The sequence below is a fragment of the Caenispirillum salinarum AK4 genome, assembly GCF_000315795.1.
Taxonomy (GTDB): Bacteria; Pseudomonadota; Alphaproteobacteria; order Rhodospirillales; family Rhodospirillaceae; genus Caenispirillum; species Caenispirillum salinarum.
The window spans coordinates 86,179-111,619 of sequence record NZ_ANHY01000014.1; the positions used below are offsets into that span (position 1 = coordinate 86,179).

General features: G+C 69.2%; 23 protein-coding genes. 8 read left to right on the forward strand and 15 right to left on the reverse strand.

The annotated features are described in order from the left end of the window. Positions 1–31: 31 nt before the first annotated feature. The 10 genes from C882_RS14385 to C882_RS14430 form a co-directional block, all read right to left on the reverse strand. Positions 32–364 carry a DUF4387 domain-containing protein gene (locus C882_RS14385; protein ID WP_043645802.1) on the reverse strand — a complete coding sequence of 111 codons (333 nt, stop codon included), beginning with the start codon at positions 362–364 and terminating at the stop codon, positions 32–34. A gap of 32 nt (positions 365–396) precedes the next feature. Further along, a complete protein-coding gene (locus C882_RS14390; protein ID WP_009541357.1) occupies positions 397–1,770 on the reverse strand; it encodes an acyclic terpene utilization AtuA family protein in 1,374 nt (457 codons plus the stop codon). Between the two features lie 207 nt (positions 1,771–1,977). Next, positions 1,978–3,132 (reverse strand): sigma-54 interaction domain-containing protein, encoded by a 1,155-nt coding sequence (locus C882_RS14395; protein ID WP_201448374.1) that lies wholly within the window; start codon positions 3,130–3,132, stop codon positions 1,978–1,980. 29 nt (positions 3,133–3,161) lie between these two features. After that, entirely contained in the window at positions 3,162–4,256 is a 1,095-nt protein-coding gene (locus C882_RS14400) for a C45 family autoproteolytic acyltransferase/hydolase (protein ID WP_009541360.1), read from the reverse strand. Then, on the reverse strand, positions 4,253–5,335 hold the full coding sequence (locus C882_RS14405; RefSeq protein WP_009541361.1) for an ABC transporter ATP-binding protein: 1,083 nt from the start codon (positions 5,333–5,335) through the stop codon (positions 4,253–4,255). The genes C882_RS14400 and C882_RS14405 overlap by 4 nt, the downstream gene beginning before the upstream one ends. Beyond that, a complete protein-coding gene (locus C882_RS14410; RefSeq protein WP_009541362.1) occupies positions 5,332–6,372 on the reverse strand; it encodes an ABC transporter ATP-binding protein in 1,041 nt (346 codons plus the stop codon). The genes C882_RS14405 and C882_RS14410 overlap by 4 nt, the downstream gene beginning before the upstream one ends. A gap of 15 nt (positions 6,373–6,387) precedes the next feature. Continuing rightward, positions 6,388–7,317 carry an ABC transporter permease gene (locus C882_RS14415; RefSeq protein ID WP_009541363.1) on the reverse strand — a complete coding sequence of 310 codons (930 nt, stop codon included), beginning with the start codon at positions 7,315–7,317 and terminating at the stop codon, positions 6,388–6,390. Further along, on the reverse strand, positions 7,314–8,321 hold the full coding sequence (locus C882_RS14420) for an ABC transporter permease (RefSeq protein ID WP_009541364.1): 1,008 nt from the start codon (positions 8,319–8,321) through the stop codon (positions 7,314–7,316). The genes C882_RS14415 and C882_RS14420 overlap by 4 nt, the downstream gene beginning before the upstream one ends. Before the next feature lie 64 nt (positions 8,322–8,385). Next, positions 8,386–9,933: an ABC transporter substrate-binding protein gene (locus tag C882_RS14425; protein WP_009541365.1), complete on the reverse strand. Its 1,548-nt coding sequence runs from the start codon at positions 9,931–9,933 to the stop codon at positions 8,386–8,388. A 238-nt stretch (positions 9,934–10,171) separates the two neighbouring features. Beyond that, positions 10,172–11,086: a LysR family transcriptional regulator gene (locus C882_RS14430; protein ID WP_009541367.1), complete on the reverse strand. Its 915-nt coding sequence runs from the start codon at positions 11,084–11,086 to the stop codon at positions 10,172–10,174. Between the two features lie 258 nt (positions 11,087–11,344). Here C882_RS14430 and C882_RS14435 point away from each other — a divergent pair, with 258 nt between their 5' ends. From C882_RS14435 to C882_RS14470, 8 genes are all read left to right on the forward strand, one after another. Then, the gene (locus C882_RS14435) at positions 11,345–12,133 is read left to right on the forward strand and encodes a 5-oxoprolinase subunit PxpA (RefSeq protein ID WP_009541368.1); all 789 of its coding nucleotides are present in this window, start codon (positions 11,345–11,347) and stop codon (positions 12,131–12,133) included. 57 nt (positions 12,134–12,190) lie between these two features. Further along, positions 12,191–12,427 carry an acetyl-CoA carboxylase gene (locus C882_RS14440; protein WP_009541369.1) on the forward strand — a complete coding sequence of 79 codons (237 nt, stop codon included), beginning with the start codon at positions 12,191–12,193 and terminating at the stop codon, positions 12,425–12,427. Positions 12,428–12,431: 4 nt separating this feature from the next. Further along, positions 12,432–13,796, forward strand: a complete 1,365-nt coding sequence (locus C882_RS14445) for an acetyl-CoA carboxylase biotin carboxylase subunit (protein ID WP_009541370.1) — start codon at positions 12,432–12,434, stop codon at positions 13,794–13,796. A gap of 10 nt (positions 13,797–13,806) precedes the next feature. Further along, positions 13,807–14,682 (forward strand): 5-oxoprolinase subunit B family protein, encoded by an 876-nt coding sequence (locus C882_RS14450; protein WP_009541371.1) that lies wholly within the window; start codon positions 13,807–13,809, stop codon positions 14,680–14,682. After that, positions 14,672–15,643 carry a 5-oxoprolinase subunit C family protein gene (locus tag C882_RS14455; protein ID WP_009541372.1) on the forward strand — a complete coding sequence of 324 codons (972 nt, stop codon included), beginning with the start codon at positions 14,672–14,674 and terminating at the stop codon, positions 15,641–15,643. Before C882_RS14450 ends, C882_RS14455 begins: the two co-directional genes overlap by 11 nt. 107 nt (positions 15,644–15,750) lie before the next feature. Continuing rightward, entirely contained in the window at positions 15,751–16,812 is a 1,062-nt protein-coding gene (gene torT / locus C882_RS14460; RefSeq protein WP_009541373.1) for a TMAO reductase system periplasmic protein TorT, read from the forward strand. A 94-nt stretch (positions 16,813–16,906) separates the two neighbouring features. Further along, complete coding sequence (locus C882_RS14465; RefSeq protein WP_009541374.1) at positions 16,907–18,409, forward strand: sugar ABC transporter ATP-binding protein; 1,503 nt, start codon at positions 16,907–16,909, stop codon at positions 18,407–18,409. Beyond that, complete coding sequence (locus C882_RS14470; RefSeq protein ID WP_009541375.1) at positions 18,406–19,458, forward strand: ABC transporter permease; 1,053 nt, start codon at positions 18,406–18,408, stop codon at positions 19,456–19,458. Before C882_RS14465 ends, C882_RS14470 begins: the two co-directional genes overlap by 4 nt. A 75-nt stretch (positions 19,459–19,533) precedes the next feature. Here C882_RS14470 and C882_RS14475 read toward each other — a convergent pair whose 3' ends face one another. From C882_RS14475 to C882_RS14495, 5 genes are all read right to left on the reverse strand, one after another. Continuing rightward, a complete protein-coding gene (locus C882_RS14475; protein ID WP_009541376.1) occupies positions 19,534–20,745 on the reverse strand; it encodes an NnrS family protein in 1,212 nt (403 codons plus the stop codon). After that, positions 20,742–21,494, reverse strand: coding sequence for an ABC transporter ATP-binding protein (locus tag C882_RS14480; RefSeq protein ID WP_009541377.1), 753 nt, complete (start codon positions 21,492–21,494; stop codon positions 20,742–20,744). Before C882_RS14480 ends, C882_RS14475 begins: the two co-directional genes overlap by 4 nt. A 16-nt stretch (positions 21,495–21,510) precedes the next feature. Beyond that, positions 21,511–23,793: a TonB-dependent receptor family protein gene (locus C882_RS14485; protein ID WP_009541378.1), complete on the reverse strand. Its 2,283-nt coding sequence runs from the start codon at positions 23,791–23,793 to the stop codon at positions 21,511–21,513. Positions 23,794–23,897: 104 nt separating this feature from the next. Further along, on the reverse strand, positions 23,898–24,632 hold the full coding sequence (locus C882_RS14490) for a Crp/Fnr family transcriptional regulator (RefSeq protein WP_009541379.1): 735 nt from the start codon (positions 24,630–24,632) through the stop codon (positions 23,898–23,900). Further along, a complete protein-coding gene (locus C882_RS14495; RefSeq protein WP_009541380.1) occupies positions 24,629–25,441 on the reverse strand; it encodes an ABC transporter permease in 813 nt (270 codons plus the stop codon). Before C882_RS14495 ends, C882_RS14490 begins: the two co-directional genes overlap by 4 nt.

Genomic DNA, 25,441 nt, shown 5'->3' on the forward strand with positions numbered 1-25,441 from the left:
CTTGCGTGATCGCCTCCCGTGCCCGCTCGGCCTACTCCGGCACGGCGACCGGCAGCGAAAGCAGGGGCGCATACTGCTGGGCGCCGAAAATGTCCGGGTCGCCGGGACTGCCGCTCGGGCGCTCGCGGTAGATCGTGAACTTCACGGCGTTGGCCGGCGGGAACTCGACGAAGTCGCTGATCCTGCTGTCGGAAATCCCGTAGAGCGCGGCGACGCTCTCGCGCGTCAGGGCGCCTGAGCGGCGCACGGCGTCGAAGGTCGCGCGCTCGCGGAAGATGATGTCGAAGGTGATCTTGTCCACGCCCGCGTTCTTGGACCGGATGGTCTTGGCAAGCTGGGACAGGGGAACGGTGCTGGCCGTCATGGTCTGGATGTCCTTCTTCGAGGCGATGCGAATCAAGCGTGCGCCGGTGCGCCGACGGTCTCTGCGGCCGTCCGGAACAGCTCCATCGGGTCGTCCACCGCCATGGTGTGGTTCAGCGTCCAGCGGTAGCCGGCCGAGGCCGGCAGCACCTCGTCCAGCACGAAGGAGACGGAGCCGGCGGTGCCCTTCACGTCGGGCAGGCGGGCATAGAACATCTGCCGCGTGCCGGTCATGGTGACCTCTTCCGCCATCTCCTTTGTCGGGGCGATGCCCTGGACGACGACGCAAAGCTCGTGGCCCGGCGTTTCGCGCAGGGGCTCCAGCGGGCCCATGATCCCGTCGCGGCCGAAGACGTTGTAGTGCAACTCCCAGCCCTCGGGGCCGAAGCGATCCTCGACTGCCTTGCGGGCCCAGGCGATGACCTCGTCGATGTGGGCGATGGTGTAGGGGTCGCGCACCCCGGCGATGCCGACAAAGCGCTCCCCGACCTTGCCGGCGCCCTCCAGCTTGACGCGCACGTTCTCGGCGGGAATGAACCGGGCGCCGGTGATGCGGGTGGTCTTGTCGGAAATCTGTTCGTAGACGCAATCGCGCATGTCGAGCCGCCCGCCCGCCACGAACTCGTCGTAGGGATTGGAGCGCTCGTACATGGCGTGGCCGGCGACGGAGGCGGGCGTGCAGCGCTGGGCCGGGTGCATGGCCGTCACCTTGACCTCGTCGTGAGTGATTTCGCCCATGACGGTTTCCTTGCCGCCGTAGGGCTCGGCGCAGAAGGACGCGCACTCCAGCACCTTGCCCAGGTAGTACGCCTGGTCCGCCGGGAAGCCGTGGAACAGGGCAGGGGCGGCGAAGACCGCGCTGTCGGAGGAGCGGCCGCCGATGATGACGTCGCAGCCGGCCTTCAGAAGCTCGATGTAGGGGTGCACGCCGGCCATGGCGACGATGCGGTCGGTGGCGTCCAGTTCCTCTTCCGTCAGGGCCGGGCGTTCGTCCAGCCCGTCGATGGACGACCCGGCGCGAATGCGTTCGCGCACCACCTCCTTGTCCACCTCGGAATGGAACCAGCCCAGCTTGAAGGGCGCGAGAGCGTGCTTTTTCGCAAGCTGGCGGATGATGTCCACGTACATGTCGACGCGGCTGTCGGTGCCGGTGTCTCCGGCCGAGCCGATGATCATGGGCACGTTCAGCTCGCGTGCGGCCAGCAGCATGTGCTCCAGGTCGTGTTCCTGCCACGCCCGCGGGCTGGCGCAGCCGTCGGAGCCGAGCGGCACCGGGCCTACGTCGTCGGAGCCCGAGTCGGCGGCGATGTAGTCGGGCTTGGCCTCCACGCCCAGGCGGAAGCTCTCGACCTTCAGCGGCGCGAAACCGAGATGGCCGTTGGGACAAATGATCTTCAGAGACTTCATGGTCCTCACCTTGGCTGCCTCCTTCGCCCGGCCGAATCTCGCGTGGCCGTGGCGGGTCGTGGGCAGGATCAGCACAAGGCGTGCCAACCCGCAGCGGGGCCGTTTCTCCAGGCAAACCAAGCTGTTGCGCCGGTGCTTGTCGGGCACGGGACACCGGGGCCGGCATTGCGCGGGCTCTGCACGCTATGGCGCGGGTTTTACCCGCGTTCAGCGGATATTGAGCTTTAGCATGTGGTGGCGCAGGGCGTGGCGCGACAGGCCGAGCAGGGCGGCGGCCTCCGTCTGGTTTCCCTTGGCACGGGCCAGCGCGTCGCGGATGAGGGTTTCCTGGAAATGGTTGGTGGCGGTGTGAAAGTCGCTCCACACCGCGCAGGTGGCAGGCACGCCGGTTCCGCGCTCCGCCGCCAGCGGCATTCGCGCCGGTGCCATGACTGCCGCATCCGCGTCCGCGGTGGTTTCACCGGCCGGGTCGGCCAGGTCCGGTATGGGGGCTTCCAGAACGGAGTCCACGTCCCACGCCAGGCCGTCCACCGCCTGCGCCGGCAGGTCGCCGACGTCGCGGCGGATGCGCGAGGGCAGGTGGGTGACGTCGATCTCGTCGTCCTCTTCCAGAATGAAGATCCGTTCCAGCAGGTTTTCCAGCTCGCGCACGTTGCCCGGCCAGCGGTACTGGCGGAAGACGTCGGCTGCCGCCGGTGTCAGGCCGGAGATGCGGCGATCGTAGCGAGCATTGAACTTGCGGATGAAATGCTCCGCCAGGATCAGGACGTCCTCGCCGCGCGCCCGCAGGGGCGGAATGTTGATGCTGACCACTTGCAGACGGTAGTAGAGGTCTTCCCGGAAGCGGCCCTCGCGCACCTCCGACAGAAGGATGCGGTTGGTGGCGGCGATGAAGCGGACGTCCACGTCGATGGGCCGCGTGGCGCCGACGCGGCGGAACTGCTGGGTGTCCAGCAGGCTGAGCAGCTTGGTCTGCTGCGTCAGCTCCATTTCTCGGATTTCGTCCAGGAACAGCGTGCCGTGATGGGCGGCTTCCACAAGGCCGGTCTTCTTCTGCGCCGCGCCGGTGAAGGCGCCGCGTTCATGGCCGAACAGCTCGCTTTCCATGAGGCTCGGCGGAATGGCGGCGCAGTTGACGTCGACGAAGCTTTCCCGCGCCCGGTTCGACTGTTGGTGGACCATGCGGGCCACGAGCCCCTTGCCGGTGCCGGTCTCGCCGTAGATCAGCACCGTGCTGGCCGGGCTGCCCGCCACCTTGGCGATCAGCGCGCGCACCGCGCGGATGGAAGGATGATCGCCGATCAGGTCGCCGTATGCCGCCATGCCCAGGCCCGTCATGTCACTGCCGCGTCCGCCGGTCATGCCTGGTCCGGTGGCGCGCCGGAGCCGGGTCAGACGGCATGGCGGTTCCACGGGGTCGAGCAGGGCGGACCCATGGAAACGTACAGCCGCCGGGCCGAAGGTTCAAACAGGACCGTCGAAATGGTGCGGCTGTCGCCGTCCTGGCCGTGCCGGCACAGGCCCTGTCCGTCGGCGGGCGCATCGTCGTCGTGGCTTGCCATCAGCGCGTGGGCGAAGGCGGGAACATCCTTGGGCACCCCCGTCGCGAAGGCAGCGCGGATCGTCTCCAGGCGCTCGCGGGTGCTGCGCCCCATCGGCTCGCCGGGCCGCTCGATGAGGCGTCCCGACAAGGCGTCGGAAAGGTGGTGGTTGGTGCGCGCGAGCCAGCCCTGCCGCGCCGTCTCGACCCGCACCGCCGCATGGCCCAGCTCCACCGCCGCCATGGCGCCGGAGGCATCGGCGAGGGTCAGGCAGCCGCCGCCCGCATGGGGCGTGGCGTCGATCAGCGCCAGCGCCTCGGCAACGGTGGCACAGCGGCCCAGGATCTCCGACATCAGGAAATACCGGCAGAGGCCGGGGCCGTGGTCGGCGGTGGGCACCTGGCTGTCCACCAGGGCAAGGCCGCGGGCGTTGATCCCGCTGGAAAAGGCGCCCGGCGCGCCCAGGCTGCCCAGGCAGAGCATGGGGCCGGCGGGCAGGTCGGGGCCGTCGTGGCGGAACAGCCGCTGGAGCGCCGCGTGGTCGCCGCCATAGTCGCGGTTCTTGCCGACCCACGGCCGGCCGGAGCCGTCGACGGCGGCCCAGGTGGAGCAGCCGTCCTCGACGGACGCATCCGCGCGCGCCTTGGCCGTGTCCAGAAGCACCGGCATGTGCAGGAAGGCGAGCAGGTCGTCCTCCGCCAGCCCGAATCCTTCCGCCAGTCCCCGGACTTCCGCCCGCGAGGCCGGAGCATGGACGTCGGCGGCATCCACGCACCCGGCCATCAGGGTCCGGTGGTCCTCGCGCTGGAGAAGGTCGCGCCCTGCGGCGACCCGCTCCTCCACCGCGCGGCGCACCCGTGCGATATCATCGGCGGAGGCGGCGGCAGCCTGGGCAAGACCGCGGTCGCGCGCCGCGCCGCAGAGGGATACGGGGGCGGACGTCATGCGGGCGCCTCCGCCTTGCCGCTCGCGCCGTCGATCAGGTGGCATGCGGCCATGTGGCCTTGCGCGTCGGCGACCGGCGCCGGCGCCACCTTCCGGCAGACGTCCATGGCGTGCGGGCAGCGCGTGTGGAACTTGCAGCCCGGCGGCGGATTGAGGGGGCTCGGCAGGTCGCCGGTCAGCTTGATGCGGGCCGCCTTGCCGGGCTCGTCCAGGCGCGGCGCCGCCGACAGCAGGGCCTGGGTGTAGGGATGGCGGGGCTCGGCCAGGATGTCGCGGGTGCGGCCGGTCTCCACCACTTCGCCCAGGTACATGACGGCGGTGCGGTCGGCGACGTAGCCGATGACGGCGATGTCGTGGGATATGAACATATACGTCAGCCCCAGTTCGCGCTTCAGTTCCGCCAGAAGCTGGATGATCTGCGCCTGGATGGAGACGTCCAGGGCTGACACCGGTTCGTCGCAGACCACGAATTCGGGGTTGAGGATCAGGGCGCGGGCCACGCCGATGCGCTGGCGCTGGCCGCCCGAGAACTGGTGCGGAAAGCGGTCCAGGTGGGCGGTCTTGAGCCCGACGTTCTCGATCATGGCCGCCGCCGCGTCGCGCGCCGCCTTGCCCTTCGCCAGCCCGTGCAGCTTGAGCGGCATGATCAGGATGTCCTCCACCGTCTTGCGCGGATTGAGGCTGGCGTAGGGGTCCTGGAAAATGATCTGCATGCGGCGGCGCATCTTCATCATCGGGTCGCGGCCCAGCTCCGTGATCTCGGCGCCGTCGAAGACGACGGAGCCCGAGGTGGGCTCGTGCAGCCGCAGGATGGCGCGGCCGAGCGTGGACTTGCCGCAGCCGCTTTCGCCGATGATGCCGAGCGTCTCGCCGCGCCGGATGTCGAGGCTGACGCCGTTGACGGCACGCACCAGCGACCCCGGCCGCCCGGTAATGCGTCCCCACAGGCCCCGGCGGCTGTCGTAGTGCTTTACCAGGTCGGTGGTGCGCAGCAGGACGGGGGGCTCGGCGGCGCGGCCGGTCGCGGTGGCCGTTGTGGCAGCGGCGTCGCGGCGGATGTCGGTCGTCATGTGGGTCATGCCTCCGTCTCCTCGCCCACGAGGATGCAGCGGGCGGCGCGGCCGGGGCCGGCGGGCCGCATGTCGATGCCGGTGCGGCAGTCGGGTGTCCGCTTGGGGCAGCGGCCGATGAAGCGGCACTCCGGCGGCAGGTCGATCAGTTCGGGCACCTGCCCCTGGATGGGGCGGATGGGGTGGGACAGGTCCGACAGGCGCGGGATGGAGTCCAGAAGGCCCTGCGTATACGGGTGCTTCGGGTCCGAGATCACCGCGCGCGTCGGGCCGGTCTCCACCACCTGACCGGCGTACATCACCACCACGCGGTCGCAGTGCTCGGCCACCACGCCCAGGTCGTGGGTGATGAGGACCACGCTCATGCCCAGGCGCGCGCGGATGTCGGCGATCAACTCCAGCACCTGGGCCTGGATGGTGACGTCCAGCGCCGTGGTCGGCTCGTCGGCGATGAGCAGGCGCGGCCGGCAGGCCAGCGCGATGGCGATCATGATGCGCTGCCTCATGCCGCCGGAGAACTGGTGCGGATACTCGTTCAGGCGGTCGGCGGGCGAGGGGATGCCGACGAGGTCCAGCATCTCCACCGCGCGGCGCCTGGCCTCGGCCCGGCCGGCGCGGCCGCGCGGCAGGTCGTCGGCGTGGGCGCGCAGAACCTCCAGGATCTGTTCGCCCACGGTCAACGCCGGGTTGAGGGCGGTCAGGGCGTCCTGCATGGTCATGGCGATGTCCTTGCCGCGCAGGGCGCGCAGCTCGCGGTCGCTCAGCCGGGTCAGGTCGCGGCCGCGGTAGAGGATTTCGCCGTCCTCGACCCAGCCCGGCTTCTTCACCAGCCCCATGACCGAGGCGAAGGTGACGGACTTGCCCGAGCCGGACTCGCCGACGACGCCCAGGCATTCGCCGGGGTAGACATCCAGCGAGACGCCGCTGACGGCGCGCACGATGCCGTGGCTGGTCTTGAAGGCCGTGCGCAGGTCACGCACCGACAGCACGGGCTCCGGCCGGTCGCCGGCGGCGGTGTCGGGGCGGGGGAGGGTGGTGGTCGTCATGGCCGGGGCCTCCCGTCAGTCGTGGAACTTGGGATCGAAGGCGTCTCGCAGGCCCTGGCTGGCGACGTTCAGCGACAGCACCAGCAGCAGAATGGCGAGGCCCGGGAAGGTGCTGACCCACCACGCTTCCAGCATGAAGGCGCGGCCGTCGGCGACCATGGAACCCCACGATGCCGTCGGCGGCTGCACGCCCAGGCCCAGGAAGCTCAGGCTCGCCTCAAGGATGATGACATTCGCCATGCGGATGGTGGAGACGACGACGACCGGCGACAGGATGTTGGGCAGAATCTCCCGCCACATGATCCGTGCGCGGCCGGCACCCAGGGCGCGGGCGGCCTCGACATACTCCATCTCGCGGGCCGCCAGCGTCTCGCCGCGCACCACGCGGCAGGGGATCACCCATTCCTTGTAGGCCAGCGCGATCACGATGTTGCTCAGGCCCGGGCCCATCATCGCCATGAGGCCGATGGCGAAGATCAGGTAGGGGAAGGCCAGCAGGATGTCGACCAGCCGGCTGATCGCGGTGTCGACCCAGCCGCGCAGGTAACCGGCGGCCAGTCCCGCCAGGATACCGATGGTGGTCGCCACCAGGATGACGGCTGTGCCGATGAAGATCGAGATGCGCGCGCCGTAGATGATGCGCGAGAGAATGTCGCGGCCGAGCGCGTCGCAGCCCAGCGGATAGGCCCATTCGCCGCCGGCCATCCACGCCGGCGGCTGGAGGCGGCGGAACAGGTCGGTCGCGTTGGGATCGTGCGGCGCGATCAGGGGCGCTGCAACGGCCATGACGACGAACAGCAGGACCACGACGCCGCTCGCCAGCGCCAGGCGGTTGTCGGCGAACTTGCGCATGTTGCGCCAGAAGGGCGACTGCGTGCGGGCGGCGCGGTCCGGGGACGCGGCGGAGGAAGCGCCGGCGGAGGAAGCGGGAACGGCCGTCGTCATAGCTTCACCCTCGGGTTCAGGATGGTGTAGAGGATGTCGGCAAGGAAGTTCAGCATCACGTAGGTCACCGCGTAGAACAGCACGGCGGCCTGGACGAGCGGATAGTTGCGCTGGAAGATGCTCTCCACCACCAGCCGCCCGAGGCCGGGCCAGCCGAAGATGGTCTCGACGATCATGTTGCCGCCGAGCAGCGTCCCCGTTTCCAGCGCGGCCACCGTGACGGTCGGGATGAGGGCGTTCTTCAGCGCGTGGCGGAACAGGATGCGGTGGCGCGCCAGGCCCTTGGCCTCGGCGAAGCGCACGTAGTCGGCGCGCATGACCTCCAGCATGGAGGTCCGGGTGACGCGCATGAGGATGGCTCCCATGGCCAGCCCCAGCGTCAGTGCCGGCAGGATGATGTGCGACAGGGCGTTGCCGAATGCGGCGATGTTGCCGCGCAGCAGGCTGTCGACCAGCAGCAGGTGGGTGATGGGCTCCACCTGATATTCATAGTCGATGCGCCCGGCCACCGGCAGCCAGTGCAGGTGCACCGCGAACAGCATCAGCAGCAGGATGCCGAACCAGAAGTGCGGCATCGATACGCCGAGCAGCGAGCCGACGGTCGACGCCTTGTCGAAGATGGTGCTCTTCTTGACCGCCGCCAGCACCCCGAGGGGAATGGCCGTCACCAGGGCCAGGATCATGGCGACCAGCGTCAGCTCGATGGTCGCCGGCAGCCGCTCGGCGATGACCTCGCCCACCGGCCGGCGGTGATAGAACGAGGTGCCGAAATCGCCCTGAAGGGCATTGCCGATGAACACCAGGAAGCGTTCGTGCGGCGGCCGATCGAGGCCCAGGTCATGGCGCAGGGCCTGTTCCTGCTCCGGCGTCACATGCTGGTCGCCGAGCATGATCTCGACCGGGTCCCCGGGTGTCAGGGACATCATCAGGAAGACGATGAGGCTGACGCCCAGGAGCACGGGAACGAGCTGCGCGAGCCGTTCGATGAATTTGCCCAGGGTCACGGGTCCGTCTCCTCCTCGGGGGGCTGGAGGGTGGTCGTGGAGTACGCGCGGTCCTGCTCGACGCCTACTTCAGGCAGGCGTCGTGCAGGTTGATGCGGCTGTCGGCGCTGGGCTGCCAGTTGGTCAGCCGCTTGGAGACGCCGTAGATGTCCTGCGGCAGCCACAGGAAGATCCAGGGCGCGTCCTCGTTGACGATCTCCTGCGCCTGGCGGTAGAGCGCCGCGCGCTTCTCCTGGTCCATTTCGGTCGCGGCCTGTTCCAGCAGCGCGTCGACCTCGGGGTTGGAGTAGTGGGCGGAGTTTCCGCGCCCGCCCGTCGTCAGGGTCGGGTTGAAGATGCCCACCGGGTCCAGCGAGCCGTTGCCCCAGGACGTCAACCACATCTGGCCGTCCTCCGGCGCCTCGTCGCTGCGCCACTTGTCCTTGAGGATGGCGCTTTCGGCCACCTGAACCTTGGCGCGGATGCCGGCCTTGGACAGCAGCGAGGCGATGGCCTCGGCGGTGTCCTTGAACGGCCCCTCCACATCCATGGTCACGTCCAGCCCGTCCTCATGGCCGGCTTCGGCCAGCAGCGCCTTGGCTTTCTCCAGGTCGTGGCCGTATTCCTTCAGGTCGGGATTATGGCCGAAGGCATCGGGGCTGAGCACGCCATTGAGCGGCGTCGCCGTGCCATTGAGGATGCGGTCGATGATGAGCTGCTTGTCCAGCGCGTAGTTGGCCGCCTTGCGCACGCGCGGGTCGTCGAACGGCGGCTGGGCGTTGTTCAGCGCCACGAAGAAGGTGCGGGTGCCGTTGACGGTCAGCACCTCGGTGTCGGGGTTGTTCTCCACCTGGCCCATGGCGTGGGCCGGCAGTTCGTTGATGATCTGCACGTCGCCGGCCAGCAGTGCGGCGACGCGCGAGGCGCTTTCCGGAATGATCTGGAAGATGGCGCGCTCGACGCAGGCCTTGCCGACCGGCGGGTTGTCGGGAGACCCGCCGTAATAGTCCTCGAACCGCTCCATGATGACGGCGTCGCCCTTACGCCACTCCACCAGCTTGAAGGGGCCGGTGCCGTTGGACGTGACGTTCGCTCCGCCTTCGGCGCCGGCACCCGTGAAGCCGTCCGGCACCACCTCCTGGAAGGGCAGCATGGCCGGGAAGATTGGCCAGGGCTCGGACAGCGTGAAGACGACCGTGCGGTCGCCCTTGACCTCGACGCGGTCCAGCGGCCCGAGCAGCGACTTGCGCGGGCTGGTCTGGCCGTTCATGGCCCCGTCCTGGATCAGTCGATCGAAGGTGTACTTGATGTCCTGAGCCGTCAGGGCAGAGCCGTCGTGGAACGTCACTCCGTCGCGGATGGTGAACTCGTAGGTCGTCGGGCTGGTCTGGCTCCAGCCTTCGGCAAGCTGCGGGGCGAGCTGCATGTCCGGCGTGCGGGTCAGCACCCCGTCATACATGTTGCGGATGATGGTCTCGGTTTCGCGGTTCCGGTGGTTGGCCGGGTCCAGCGTCAGCGCATCGGCGGAAAAGCCGACGCGCAACTCCTGCGCCCCGGCCGGGGCGGGGGCACCGAGCGTCACGCCGGCGGTGGCGGCGACGGCCGCGGCAAGCAGGGTCGTCCTGAGTCTCATGTGTCAAACCTCCCGTGGTTCGAGCGGCCCCGAGGTTCATCCTTCTTCGGGCCTGCCGCTGGCTTTGCATATGCCGTGCCAGTCCCGGATGGGGCGACGATTCTTCAAACGCTCCAATGCGTTTACCCTGCCGCGCGCACCGTGCAGGATCGGCCCCTGCGCTGGATGTGCGTGATTTTCCCGCCGGTGCGGGAAATGCCTGCTTCCAGAGCCGGAGAACGACGAAAGCGCCGCCGCGTCATGCGGGAAGCTGACTGACCGGCGTCTGATAGACCGAACTGAAATAGTGGCGGAACAGCTTCATGGCCGGTGTCAGCTCCACGCCCTGCCGCCATGCCAGGCCGATGCTCATGGCGGGCACGGGCGGGGTGGGCACCACGGTCTCGATGCGGCGGCCTTCCAGCGACCACGGGCGGTAGACCATGTCCGAGAGGATCGTCACGCCCTGCCCGTTGGCGACGATGGAGCGCACGGCCTCGATCGACGACGTGCGCAGCTTGACCTGCGGCTGGTACGGCGTCTGGTTCCAGTAGCGCAGGGCGGTGTGCGCCGCCTCGTCCACCGTCAGCATGATGTAGGGCTCCTCGGCGACGTCCTTCAGGCCCACGGCATCGCGCCCGAGGAGATGATGGCCGGACGGCACCCACAGGCGGCGCTGGCTGCTCAGCAGCGTTTCCGTCACCAGTTCAGGGTTGGCGATGTTGGACGTCAGCACCACCGCCATGTCGAAGCGGTTGGTGACCAGCCCGTCCTCGATCATCTCGCGGCTGAGTTCATAAAGCTGGATCCGCAGGTTGGGATAGCGCTTCTCCAGCCGCTCCAGGTGCTGCGGCAGGAAGTATCCCAGCACGGTGTAGCTTGCCGCCACCGAAAGCGTCCCCGACACCTCTTCCGTCGTCGCGCTGGTGGTCAGGGCCTCGTCAATGCTGGTCAGGATGCGGTTCGCCGACGCCAGGAACCGCCGCCCGCCTTCCGTCAGTTCCATTCCCTGGGCCGTGCGCTCGAACAGCCGCGCGCCGACCATCGCCTCAAGCTCCTTGATGGCGGTGGTGATGGCGGATTGCGAGATCGCCAGTTCCTTGGCGGCGCGTGACACCTGCCCGAGGTTGGCCGTCGCAACGAAATACTTGACGTGGCGGAAGTTCAGAGACATCGGCCCCTCTGGTTTTCAGAACAGGTCCCTTGAGATTTTCGAATTACGCCACCGCTTCCGTGGCTGCAACCCAGGGTAAACCGGGGAAAATCAACGATCAGGCGCAAATGTTATGAGTTCTAGATATATGATTTTTCAATAATGATGGCTTCGAAAATAGAATTTGTCAAAGCCGCTCGGCAGGCACACGCTTTTCCTTAACCGAGGCCGCGGCTCGATCCTCCAGAGCCCGGCCCGCTGGAAAAGGGAGAGACGCTCGTGACTGGCAGACTTGTCGATCTCAACTGCGATCTCGGCGAGGGCTTCGGGCAATGGACGCTGGAGGCGGCGGACGAGGACCTGATGGATCTCATCAGTTCCGCCAACGTGGCCGCCGGATTCCATGCGGGTGACCCCAACATCATGGACCGCGTGGTGCGCCTGGCCGCCGAACGCGGTGTCGCCGTCGGGGCGCATCCCGGCTACCGCGACCTCCAGGGCTTCGGGCGCCGCGTCATCAATGCCCGGCCGGAAGAACTCATCAACGACATCGTCTATCAGGTCGGCGCGATCCGGGAGTTCACCCGCCGCCACGGCGTGCGGCTGCAGCACGTCAAGCCGCACGGCGCGCTGTACATGGAGGTCGCGAAGGACGAGGACCTGTCGCGCCAGCTGGCCGAGACGCTGGCGCGCTCCAGCCCCGAGACGCTGCTGTTCTGCATGGGGGCGTCCATTACCCACGACGTCGCCCGCGCCGCCGGCGTGCCGGTGGTGCGCGAGTTCTACGCCGACCGCGATTATGCCAACACCGGCTCCATCGTCTTCTCGCGCAAGATGCGCCGCCTGGACCCGCAGGAGGTCGCCGACAAGTGCGTCCGCGCCTGCCTGGAGGGCAAGGTCCGCACGGTGGAGGGCGAGGACATCGACATCGCCTTCGACTCCATCTGCTTCCACTCCGACACCCCCGGCGCGCTGGCCATCGGCACGGCGGTGCGCGCGGGGCTGGTGGAGAACGGCATCCGCATCGCCTCCGCCGCCGAGGTCCTGAAGATCCGGAACGCCGCCTGACCGGCGCGCGACCGCGCCGCAAACACGGGCGCCACGCCCGAACCAAGGGAGAGTTTCATGGCTGACATCCGCTCGCCGCTGCCCGGCACCTTCTACCGCGCCCCGTCGCCCGAGGAGCCTCCGTTCAAGAACGAGGGCGACGCCGTCGCCGTGGGCGACGTCATCGGCCTGGTGGAGGTGATGAAGTCCTTCATGGAGGTGAAGGCGGAGGTGGCCGGCAAGATCACCCGCTTCGTCGCCGAGAACGAACAGCCCGTGACGGCGGGTGCCGTGCTCGCCGAAGTGGAAGGCTGACGCCATGGCGATCCGTCGTCTCTTCATCGCCAACCGGGGGGAGATCGCGGTCCGCATCGTGCGCTCCGCCAAGGCGCTGGGCATCGAGACCGTGCAGGCCCACTCCGAGGCCGACGCGGACATGCTCGCCGTGCGCCTGGCCGATCATGCGGTCTGCATCGGTCCGCCCGCCGCCAAGCAATCCTACCTGGATGCCGACCGCATCGTCGCCGCCGCCAGGGACGCCGGGTGCGACGCCGTCCACCCCGGCTACGGCTTCCTCGCCGAGAACGCCGATTTCGCCGAGAAGGTGGAAGCGGCGGGGATGGTGTTCGTCGGTCCCTCGCCGGACACCATCCGCACCATGGGTGACAAGGCCGCCGCCCGCGCCGCCGCCATCGCCGCCGGCGTGCCGGTGGTGCCGGGCTCCGACGGCCGCCTCGCCAACGCCGATGCCGCCGTGGCCGCGGCCGAGAAGGTCGGCTACCCGGTCATGATCAAGGCCGCCGCCGGCGGCGGCGGGCGCGGCATCCGCATCGCGGAGACCGAGGAGGAGTTGCGCCGCCTCGCTCCGCAGGCCCAGTCCGAGGCGCAGGCCGCCTTCGGCGACGGCGGGCTGTACCTGGAGCGCGTGGTGCGCGATGCCCGCCACATCGAGGTGCAGATCCTGGGCGACGGCAGCCGCGCCGTGCACTGCTTCGAGCGCGAATGCTCGCTCCAGCGCCGCCGCCAGAAGGTGTGGGAGGAAGCCCCGGCCGCGTGCCTGGATGCGGAGACCCGCGCCACACTCTGCGCCTCCGCCGTGGCGCTTGCCGAGAATGTCGGTTATCGCGGCGCCGGCACGCTGGAATACCTCTACGAGCCGACCACGGGGTCGTTCTTCTTCATCGAGATGAACACCCGCATCCAGGTGGAGCACCCGGTCACGGAGATGGTCACCGGACTGGACCTGATTGCCGAGATGCTGCGCGTCGCCGGCGGGGAGCCGCTGTCGGTGCGCCAGGAGGACATCCGCCTGGACGGCCATGCCATCGAGGTGCGGATCAATGCCGAGGACCCCGCCAACAACTTCATGCCGTTTCCCGGCCTGGTCGGCGCGCTGTCGATCCCGGAAGGCGAGGGGGTGCGCTTCGACGGCATGATCTACGAGGGCTACGCCATCCCGCCCTTCTACGACTCGCTTCTCGGCAAGCTGATCGTCCACGGGCCTGACCGCGCCGCCGCCATCGACCGCATGGCCGAGGCGCTGAAGACGCTCTGCATCGAGGGCGTGAAGACCACCGTGCCGCTGCACGCCGCGCTCGCGGCCGACCCGGCGGTGAAGGCCGGGGAGTTCCACACCCAGTTCCTCGAACCCTGGCTCGCGGGCCAGACACTCGCCGCCGAATAGGGAGGATTGGATGAAGACCCGTTATTCCTTCGGAGGGGACGAGCACATCTTCGTCGAAATGGACGAGGAAATGTCGCTCGACGCCTTCTTCAAAAGCCTGTCCATGAGCAACGCGGTGCGCGCGGCGAAGATCGACGGCGTGACCGAGGTCTGCCCCGCCAACGCCAGCTTCCAGGTCAAGTTCAACCCCGACGTCATCGCGCCCGACGCCATGCTGTCCGAGCTGAAGGCCCTGGAGCACACGGCGGAAACGGCGGAAAAGCGCCTGAACACCCGCATCATCGAGGTGCCGGTGTACTACCAGGACCCGTGGACCCATGAAACCCTCATGCGGTTCCGCGAGCGCCACCAGGACCCCAGCGGCACCGACCTGGATTACGCGGCGCGCATCAACGGCTACGAGACGGTGGCCGACTTCATCACCGCCCACCACTCGACGCCGTGGTTCGTCTCCATGGTCGGCTTCGTCTCCGGCCTGCCGTTCCTCTACCAGCTGGTCGACCGCTCCAAGCAGATCCAGGTGCCCAAGTACCTGCGTCCGCGCACCGACACGCCCAAGCAGACGGTGGGCTACGGCGGCAGTTTCTCGTGCATCTATTCGGTGCGCGGGGCCGGCGGTTACCAGATGTTCGGCATCACGCCCATGCCCATCTACGACCCGACGCAGACGGTCTCCTACCTGCGGGACTTCCTGGTGTTCTTCAAGCCCGGCGACATCGTCAAGTGGAAGCCCATCGACCGCGCCGAATACGACGCGATCCTGGCCGACGTGGAGGCCAACCGGTTCGAGCCCCGCATCCGCGAGGCCACCTTCGACCTCGACGCCTTCAATGCGGACATGGACGGGACCAACAAGCGGCTGATGGAGGCTCTCTATGGCGTTTAAGGTTCTCAACCCCGGCCTGCTGACGACGATCCAGGATCTGGGCCGTCCGGGCTACTTCCACCTGGGCATTCCGGTGTCCGGCGCCATGGACCGCTACGCCCTGCGCGCCGCCAACCTGCTGGTGGGCAACGACGAGGGCGAGGCGGGCCTGGAGGCAGTCTTCATGGGGCCGCAGCTTGAGTTCGAGAAGGACTGCACGGTCGCCGTGACCGGCGCCGATCTTCCCGCGCTGGTCGATGGCGAGGCCAAGGCGCCGTGGACATCGTTCACGATCAAGGCGGGTCAGACGCTGTCGTTCGAGTACCTGCGCGGCGGTGCGCGGGCCTACATCGCCATCTCCGGCGGTATCGCCACGCCCAAGAACCTGGGCAGCCGCTCGACCTATCCCATCGGGGCGCTGGGCGGCGTGCAGGGGCGGCCGCTGGCCGTGGGCGACGTGGTGCCCACCGGCGACAATCCCGGCCGCGGCGAGGGCCGCGAGGTGCCCGCCAACCTGCGCCGCCTGCCGGGCTCCCCGGCGGAGTTGCGCGTGCTGCCGGGCCTGTACTGGCGCCTCATCACCGAACAGGCCGGCCGCAACTTCTTCGACGATGAATGGAAGGTCGCGCCGGAGGCCGACCGCATGGGCTACCGCTTCCGCGGCGGCCGCCCGGTCGAGTTCGAGCCGCGCGAGCAGCCCTTCGGCGCGGGGTCGGACCCGTCGAACATCGTGGACGGCTGCTACCCCTATGGCTCCATCCAGGTGCCCGGCGGCACGGAGCCCATCATCCTGCACCGCGACGCGGTGTCCGGCGGCGGCTACTTCACGCTGGGCGCGGTGATCTCGGCCGACATGGACCTGATCGGCCAGTTGCAGCCGCACACGCCGACGCGGTTCGTGAAGGTGGACATGGAGCAGGCGCTGACGGCCCGCAAGGACCGCGCGCGACTGCTCGACAGCCTGCGCGCCGCGCTCGACTGACGCGGCTTAATGCGCCCGCCCGGGCCGTCCGGGCGGGCGGAGCATACAAAAAAGTCGAAAACGACAACCCCGACCCTATGAACAGGTCACAGTGGAGGCACCCGATCATGAAGACGCTTGCGCTTGCCCTCGCGCTGGGCACGGCCCTCAGCAGCGGCGCCTACGCCGCCGATTGGTTTCCCTATCCGGCGCAGGAAACCGTCCCGCCCTTCGCCACCGACGGAACCCAGCAGGATGTCGAGTACACGCCGCTGGACAAGGCCTCGCAGCCCTGGGACATCTGCGTCTCCTTCCCCCACATGAAGGACGCTTACTGGCTGGGCGTGAACTACGGCGTTGCCGAAGAGGCCAAGCGCCTGGGCGTGAAGATGAATCTGGTGGAAGCCGGCGGCTACACCGAACTGACCAACCAGATCAGCCAGATCGAGGACTGCGTGGCACGCGGCGCCGACGCCGTCATCATCGGCGCCATCTCCTATGACGGCCTCAACAACCTGGTGGGCGAGATTGCCGGCAAGGGCACGCCGGTCATCGACGTCATCAACGGCATGTCCTCGCCCGGCCTGTCCGCCAAGTCGCTGGTGTCCTTCTACACCATGGGCAGCGAGACCGGGAAATACCTGGCCGAGAAGCACCCGGCCGGCAGTGACCCGGTGAAGGTCGGCTGGTTCCCCGGTCCGGCCGGCGCCGGCTGGGTCGAGGCGGCCCACAAGGGCTTCATGGAGGCCGTCGAGGGTTCGGCCGTCGAGGTGCTGGAACCGCGCTACGGCGACACCGGCAAGGAGGCCCAGCTGCGCCTCGTGGAGGACGTGCTCCAGGCGACACCGGACGTCGACTACATCGCCGGCACGGCGGTCACCGCCGAGGCGGCCCAGGGCCTGCTGCGCGAGCGCGGCCTGACCGACAGCGTCGGCATCCTGGCCTTCTACATGACGCCGGGCGTCCACCAGGGCATCGAGCGCGGCTTCATCCAGGCCGCGCCGGCGGACTCCATGGTTATCCAGGGCCGCATCGCCATGGACCAGGCCGTACGCCTGCTGGAGGGCAAGGACGTCATCAAGCACGTCGGCCCGAAGATCTTCGTGGTGGATCAGGAGAACGTGGCGTCGGTCGACCGCGACACCATCCTGCCGCCGCGCAGCTTCAGCCCGGTGTTCAGCGTCGAGTGATCCGGTGCAGGACCGGCCGGGACGGACCGTTGTCCGCCCGGCCGGTCGTCCCGGTCCCGCTGGGCATGGTTTCCGCCATGGACGGACCAGCCTCATGAGCCAGACCCCCTTGATCGAGACGGTCGGGCTGACCAAGCGTTATCCCGGCGTCGTCGCCCTGAATGCGGTGGATTTCGATCTGCGCCCCGGCGAAGTGCATGTGCTGTTCGGCGAGAACGGTGCGGGCAAGTCCACCCTGATCTCCATGATCGCCGGCGCCAACACGCCCAGCGAGGGCGAGATCCGCGTGCGCGGAACGCCGGTCCACTTCCAGTCCGTCGCCGACGCGCGCGCCGTCGGCATTTCCGCCGTGTTCCAGGAGTTCTCCCTGGTGCCGACGCTGACGGTGGCCGAGAACATCTTTCTCGGCGACGAGCCGCGCGTCGGCCCGTTCCTCGACCGCCGCGCCATGACCGCCAAGGCGCGCACCCTGTTCGCCGACCTGGAATTCGAGATCGACCCGACGCGCCGCGTCTCCACCCTCAGCCGCGCAGAGCAGCAGATGGTGGAGATCGCCAAGGCGCTGCACCGCGACGTGTCCATCCTGATCCTGGACGAGCCCACGGCATCGCTTACCGACCGCGAGGTGGATCACCTGTTCACGGTGGTGAAGCGCATGAAGGCGCGCGGGGTGGGTATCATCTACATCTCCCACCGGATTCAGGAGTTCGCCCGTATCGCCGACCGCATCACGGTGCTGCGCGATGGCGCCTGGATCGGCACCGTGAAGATGGACGAAACCTCCGAGGCCGAACTGGTGGAAATGATGGCCGGCCGCGCCATCGCCGAAATCTATCCCCGCATCGCCCGCAACCCCGGCCCGCCGCTGCTGGCGGCCACCGACCTGCACGCCTGGGGCGTGCATGGTGTCGATATCGAGGTCCGTCCCGGCGAGGTGCTGGGGGTGGCGGGGCTGGTGGGCTCTGGCAAGTCGCGGGCGTTCCGGGCCATGATGGGCCTGCTGCCGGTGAAGTTCGGCCGCGTCACCCTGGCCGGGCGCGACGTCACCGGCCACCCGACCCGCGCCATGATGCGCGCCGGCGCCTACTACCTGACCGCCGACCGCAAGACCGAAGGGCTGCAACTGGCCTTCACGGCGCGGGAGAACCTGGCCCAGGGCATCCTGGCCTGTGATTCGGGCCGCCTGGGCCTGCTGCCCTGGCGTCGCATCCGCGAGCAGGGCGACCAGGTGGCGGAGCGCGTCGACCTGCCCATGGCCTACCGCGACCGGCTGGTCGCCAAGCTCTCGGGCGGCAACCAGCAGAAGACGCTGTTCGGCCGCGGCCTTGGTCGCGACTACGACGTCTACATTTTCGACGAGCCGACGGTGGGCGTCGACATGGGGGCGCGCGCCGCCATCTACGGCCTGATCCGCGACATCGCCGAGGCCGGCAAGGCGGTGGTGGTCATCTCCTCCGACCTGCCGGAGGTGATGAACCTGGCCCACCGGCTGGTGGTGTTCTCCCGCGGCCGCATCTCGGCCGAACTGGACGGGGAGGAAATCAGCGAATCCGCCGTCCTCGCACACTTTTTCGATGAGGAAGGAGTTCCCGCATGAGCGCCTCGCCCGCCACGAAGGCCGATCCGGCGCCGTCCGCCGTTCCGCCCGCCCGCCATGCCGGCGCCGGGGCGGCCGCCCGCGCCCTGTTCATCCGCCTGGGCGTGCTGCCGTTCTTCCTGGCCGGCGCGCTGGTGGTCTTCACTGTGATGTCAGACCGCTTCCTGACGCTGGACAATATCGTCAACGTGGTGCGCCAGTCGGTCTATCTGATGCTGGTGTCTCTGGGGCAGATGCTGGTCCTGATCACGGGCGGCTTCGACCTGTCGGTCGGCGCGTCCATCGCGCTGACGTCCGTGGTCTCTGCCATGGCCATGGTGGCGCTGGCGGCGGTCTTCCCCGAGGCCATCTGGCTGGCGATCCTGCTGGGCGCCTTCGCCGGCTTCGCCGCCGCGTCGGTCATCGGGCTGGTGAACGGCGTCGGCGTCGCCTACTTCGGTGTCTCGCCCTTCATCATGACGCTCGGCGTCAGCTCGGTCGCCGCCGGCATCTCGCTGTTCCTGACGGGCGGCGTGCCTGTCTCCGGCCTGCCGTTCGAGTTCGCCGACGTTTTCGGCTTCGGGCGCCTGTGGGGCATTCCGGTGCCAGTGATCGTCGCCGCCGTGGCGGTGGCGGTGATGTGGATCGTCATGGCGCGCACGCGCACCGGCGCGCACATCTACGCCATCGGCGGGAACATCAAGGCGGCCCACCTTTCAGCCATTCACACCAAGCGCACGCTGATCTTCGCCTACGGCCTGTGCGCGTTGATCGCGTCCCTGACCGGCCTTCTGCTGACGGCCCGTGTCGAAAGCGGCGAGGCGAACCTGGGTGGCTCCATCGCGCTCGAATCCATTGCCGCCTGCGTCATCGCGGGCGTCTCCCTGCGCGGCGGCATCGGCCGGGTGGAGAACGTGGTGCTGGGCGCTTTCTTCATCGTCCTGGTGCAGAACGGCATGAACCTGGCGCAGGTGAGTTCCTACATGCAGATGGTGCTGCTGGGCGGTCTGCTGATCCTGGCGGTCGTGTTCGACCAGGTGCGCTATCGGATGATGATGGGCAACAGTTGATCGTCGTCCAAGGTGAGGCACCACCGGGACGGCCGCGGGTGCGCCAAATTCGGAGTTTGCCGGCGATACCTGGGCTCAGCAGCAGCCGTCCCCGCTCACATTCGGTCGGCTCAGGATGGGCCAGTAGCTCCACAGCCAGAGGAGGAAGGCGGCCGCCCACACCACCGAGGCCAGCAGGTGCGGCGGTCCCGGCGGATAGGGCATCACGCCCAGGTCCGGCAGCACGCGCAGCGCGGTCCCCGCCACAAGCAGCGTGAGCGCGACCGGCACCGTGCGCGGAAACGCCAGGCTGCGCCCCGTGTGCATCAGGCCGGCCACGGCGAACACCGTGAGCACGCCCAGGCCCAGGCCGCCCATCAACACCATGTGCAGCGCGGCCGTCTCCGGATAGGGAGCGCCCAGTCGTGCCGCGCCGATCAGCAACAGGCCGATCCCGGCCAGCAGGCTCGACAGCGCCGGCGCCAGAAGCGGTGCGCGCACGGCCTCCCGCCCGACGAAGGCTTCCCCGACGCGGTCGAGGAAGGCTGCGCCGGCCGCGATCATCAGGTACCCGGTGACGGCGGGCGACAGGCCGGCAAGGGTTCCCGCCAGCGCGACAGCCGCCATGCCGGGCGCCAGGTTCAGGCGTCCCGGGTGCGGGCGGTAGGGCGAGGTTTCCTCGGTCGGGTCCAGGACCTTGTTGGTGATGGGCACAGTGATCCGTCCCAGGACCAAACCGAGCAGCCCGATGAACACCAGGGCCGCCGCGCGGAGAGCCTCGGCGGCGAGGTCCGGCGCGACAAAGATGATGGCGGCCTGCGCCGTGGCGCCGGCGGCCGCCAGCGCCGTCAGCCAGAACAGCATTCCGATCAGCCGGGCGTGCGGGCGCCGCCACCGCACCCAGGCCACGTACGCCGGCAGGAACAGCAGCCACGCCAGGTCGGCGGCGGCGCCAACGGGCGCCAGCGGTGCCGCCCCCAGCAGCCCCGCCAGTCGCCCGACGAGCCACAGGCCGGCCAGGATGAACAGCGGCCGGCCCCTGAAGCGGGCGGTGTTGCTCCACTCGGGCACGGCCGTCGTGACGAAGCCGATAAGGGCCGCGCCGTAGGCCCCGAACAGCATTTCGTTGGCGTGGCGCAGGGTTGGCGGCAGGGGTTCCTCGAAGGGCAGGGCGAAATCGCCCGCCACCCACAGGAACGGCCACAGCGCGGCGTGCAGCGCCGAAAGCAGGAAGAACGGCCGCAGGCCCTCGTCGCCGAGCACCTCCAGCCGGGCGGAAAGCGTCTGCCGGATCGCCTGGGCCGTCATGCCAGCCGCCTTTCATCCACGTCGTGCACATGCCGGAACAGCGGGTCGTCGCCGAGGAAGGCGCCGACCAGGGTGAAAACCTCGGCCTCGGTGCGCTCTCCGGGGCTGCCGGGCAGGGTGCGGGCGCCGACGATGCCGCGTCCGTGCACGTCCATGACGGCGATGCGGTGGGCGATGCGCGCGGCCTCCATCAGGTCGTGGGTGATGAACAGGGCGCCGAAGCGGTAAAGCCCCGCCGCCTCGATCACCAGGTCCTGCATTCGCCGCTTGAGCGCCACGTCCAGCGCCGTGAACGGCTCGTCGAAATAGATGAAGTCCGGCGCCACGGCCAGGGCGCGGGCGATGGCCGTGCGCTGGAGCATCCCGCCCGAAAGCTCCGCCGGGAACTTGTCCAGGTCGCGTGCTTCCAGCGCCGCCCGGTCCGCCGCCGCCTCGGCCCGCCGCCGACGCTCGCGGCGGGACACGCCGGCGAGGCGCAGCGGATAGGCGATGTTGTCGCGCGCGGTGGCCCAGGGCAGCAGGCGCGGCTCCTGGAACACCATGGCATGGCGCTCGTAGCCCCGCACCACCGCCCCCCGCAGCGGGTCGACCACGCCGGCGGCGATGTGGGCGAGCGTGCTCTTGCCGCACCCGGACGGGCCGACGAGAGCAACCACCTCGCCCACGGCAAGGCTCAGGTCGATCCCGTCGACCACCGTCCGGCCGAGGTAGGAGTGGCCGACGCCGCTCAGGGTCAGGGCCTGGTCCATGGTGCCTCCGCCCCGATCAGAATGCGACCCGCAGGCCGGCGTAGAACGCCCGCCCGTCGCCCGGCAGGAACGCCGCCTGGTCGGGCCGCGCCTGGTCGACGATGAGGGTCGATGAGGCATAGGTCGCATCGAAGATGTTGCGCGCCTCGCCATACAGAACGACGCCCTCGGCGACACTGTAGTCGGCGCTCAGGTCCACTGTGGCGTAGGGGTCGCGGTAGAGGGTGTTCATGTTGTCCACCGGCGTTTCCGTCGGAATCCAGTCCAGCCCCGCGCCCACCGCAAGGTCCTCGGTCACGGCATAGCGGGCCGTCAGGTTGATGACGTGCTGGGGCGCGCCGGCCAGGCGGTTGTCGCCCCGCACCGGGTCGTCATGGAAGCGGAAGTCCTGGAAGGTGTAGGCGAGCCGCGTCGACAGATCGTCGGACAGATGCGCGGTCACACCCAGTTCCACGCCGAAGTGCCGTGTTTCGTCGGCGTTGACGGCGCCCAGCGAGGCCCCCGTCTCGTCGCGCAGGCTGAGCAGTTCGTCGTTCACCCAAGAGTAGTACGTCACGGCGTCGACACCCACGGGGCCAAGGAAGCCGCGCCAGCCCGCCTCGATCGTGGTCGCCGTCTGGGCGTCCAGGTCGGGCGTGCGGTAGGCCGCGGCGGGGAAGTTCGGCGCAGGCGGGCGGGGCCGGCCGGCGCTGCTGTTCGGCGTGCCGTTGACGGTGGCCAGCAGGTCGTCGTGGGTCGGCGGCTCGAAGCTGCGGCTCACGGCGGCGAAGACCATGTGGTCGTCGTTCGGGCGGTAGGACAGGCCGAGGCTGGGACTGACCGCCGAATACTCATGGTCGTAGCTGGTGTCGCCGGCGGTCACCGATCCATCGGGCAGCCGCTGGTTCGGCTGGCCGGGATTGTAGGCGATGGTCGGCCGGGTGGCGGCGCCGTAGGTGTCGGTGTTGGTGCGGGTCGCGAGCGCATAGGTGATGGCCGGCGACAGGGTGAACCCGTCCCCCAGCGGCAGGTTGAGGCCGCCGTGCAGCGTCAGGGTGGAGGCTTCAAGGTCGCTGCTGCCGAACAGCGGCCCGCGCTCGCCCGAGGCATTGATGTAGTCACGCCGGTCGGCCGAGCCCGTCACATAGCGCAGGCTGGTGTCCACCAGCGGCAGGGGCGCGTCGGGGTCCGGCGCGTAGGCGTAGCGCGCGACCAGCGTCAGATCGCCGCCCTCCGTCTCGCGGATGCCCGACGGGATGGGGAAGCGGAAGGCGTCCTTTGTGTGGGTATAGCCGATGCCGCCGTCCAGAAGATGGTCGCCGAAGGTGGCCGAGGTGCGGTTGCCGACATGGAACTGTTCCGCGTCCCGTTGCGGCCGGTCGCGCAGCACGTTGGGGCCCGGATTGGTCGGTTGCCCGCCCACCATGACCGGTCCGCCGTGGACGGAATCGGGGTCGGACTCCAGGATCGCCTTGGGCAGCGGTCCCGCCACGTCGAAGCGCAGGTCCGTGTAGCCGGCAAAGAACCGCGTGCTGACATCGTCGGTCACGTCCAGGCCGACGTTGGCGTCGATGCTCGTCCGTTCGGAACTGTTGTAGTCGCGGTAGCCGTCGCGGCGGCTGTGGTCGAGGCGCACCAGGCCGTCGGCATCGCCCAGGCGGCCGCCGGCCTGCAGCGCGCCCTTGACGTGGCCGAAGCTGCCGCCTTCCAGCATGGCCTCGACGCCGGGGTCCGAGGTGCCGGTGGGGGAGACGAAGTTGATCGCCCCGCCCAGCATGGCCGCGCCCAGTCGGTTGGCCGTGTAGCCGCGGTAGATTTCCACCACCTCCGCCTGGCGCGGGTTGGCGAGGCCGACGATGTACGAGCCGTCGGCGCGGTTGATGGGCAGGCCGTTCTGCAGGGCCAGCACACCGCGCTCCACCGGGTTCTGCTGCAGGCCGGAGCCACGGATCTGGATGCGCGGCTGGTCGTTGCCGCCGAAGAAATCCTGCACCACCACGCCGGGAACCGCCGCCAGCGTGTCGGAAATGGACAGGTCCGCCTTGCCCGTCAGGTCGTCGGTCGCGACCAGGCCGGTGCCGCCGGGAATGGCCTCCAGCCGGATGCGGGAGCGGTCTTCCGTCATCAGCTGCAGGCCTTCGACGGTGAGCGGCTCCAGATACACCGTCGAGCCCGGAGTGGCCGACTGCGCGCGGGCATCGGCGGGAACCCCGCCGGCAACGCCCATGGCGACAGCCCCGGTGATGAGGGCGGCGCCGGTGCGGCCCGGCCTCCGCCGCGGGCTGCTGCGGCCCTGGGACGCGCGTCCATCAGTCGTCATGGAAACCTCTCATAATATTGCGAACGAGTGTCATTCGCGATCATAGCCGCCTTCGCCACGTGCCCTCTTGATCCTGGGCAAGTTGAGCCGAAAAAGCGGGAGGTTCAGTCGGCCGCCTCGGCGACGTACGCCCGCAGGCGGTCGGGGTCGTGCAGTGTGATGCGGCCCCGGCGCGCGTCGACGCCCAGCGCACTCAGCTTGCGCAGGCTGCGCGACAGGGTGGACGGCGTGACGGCCAGCCGGGCGGCGATGACGGACTGTTCGACAGGCAGCGGGAAGGCCGTCGCCGGGTGACCGGCTCCGGCGTGCATCTGAAGCAGCATGTCGGCGACACGGCGGTCCACGGACCAGCTTTTCAGGTGCTCGATCTGGTCGACCAACCGCTGCATCTGTCGGAAGGTCGCGGCGACGATGGACAATCCCAGGCCGGGCGTCTGCTCCACCAGCGCACGGAAGCGGGCCGCTTCGAAACGGGCGGCGCGCACCGGCGTCGCGGCTTCCGCGGCGACGGGATAGCGGGCGCCCGGCATGATCAGGGCTTCGGCGAAGGACTCCCCCGGCCCGATCAGCTTGATGACGGTGCGGGCACCGTCGCTGGTGTCGCGGACCATCTGAAGCCAGCCGTCGACGGCGACATAGAAGGCCTCTGCCGGATCGCCCTGAAGGAACAGCGTTCCCCCTTCCGCCACCGTTTCGACGCGCACCGGCTCCACGAGCAGGTCGAAGGTGGCGTCATCGAGTGCGCCGAAAATGCTTGCGCGGCGGATCGTCCGGCGGTCCGCCGCTTCGAGGGATGCCGCTGCGCGCGGCGTGCGCGCAGGGCCGCACCGCCCGCTCATCGCTTGACGCCCCAGGGGCGGCTGGCCTCCCGCCAGCGTTCGAACTCGGCGCGGACCGGGTGGACCACAAGGTACTCCACCGCGATCAGACCGCCGACGGCGACCAGGACCCAGGCGAGCGCCGTGGTGACGTCGAGGTTGGCGCGCGCCATGGCCAGGGCGCCGCCGATGCCGCCGGTGTTGGCCAGAAGCTCGGCCATCACCGCCACCTTGAAGGCGGTGCCCAGGGCGACCGTCAGGACGGGGAAGAGATAGGCCGAGACGTGACGCAGGCCGAGGGTGCGCAGGCGCTGCACCGGACCGGCGCCGAAGGCCCGCGCCATGTCGTCCAGCTTGCGGTCGCGGCTCATCACGCCTTCCGCCACGCCGAGGAAGATCATGGGCGTGGCCGCGACGACGACGGTGGTGGTGACGGTGCCGTCGGACGAGCCGAACCAGATCATCGCCAGGACGATCCAGGCGATCGGCGGCACACCCAGCAGAACGGTCAGGATGGGGCGCGCCACCCGCATGGTCGCTGCCGAATAGCCCGCCGCGAGGCCCCCGGCCGCACCGCAGGCGACGGCGAGCAGGAAGCCCTCCGCCGCGCGGCGCACGGTTTCCACCACCAGCAGAAGGCTTGCCGGATCGGTGAGGATAAGCGCCGCGGCCTGGACCGTGGCGGCCGGCGCGGACAGGATGAAGTCGCCGTACAACTCGTGCCCGGCCTGCCACAGGGCGGCGAACAGGGCAAGGCCGGTCAGCCCCGCCCAGCCCGACCACAGGAAGCGGCCAAGGCGGCCCAGCCGGTCCAGAAGCGCCGCTGCCAT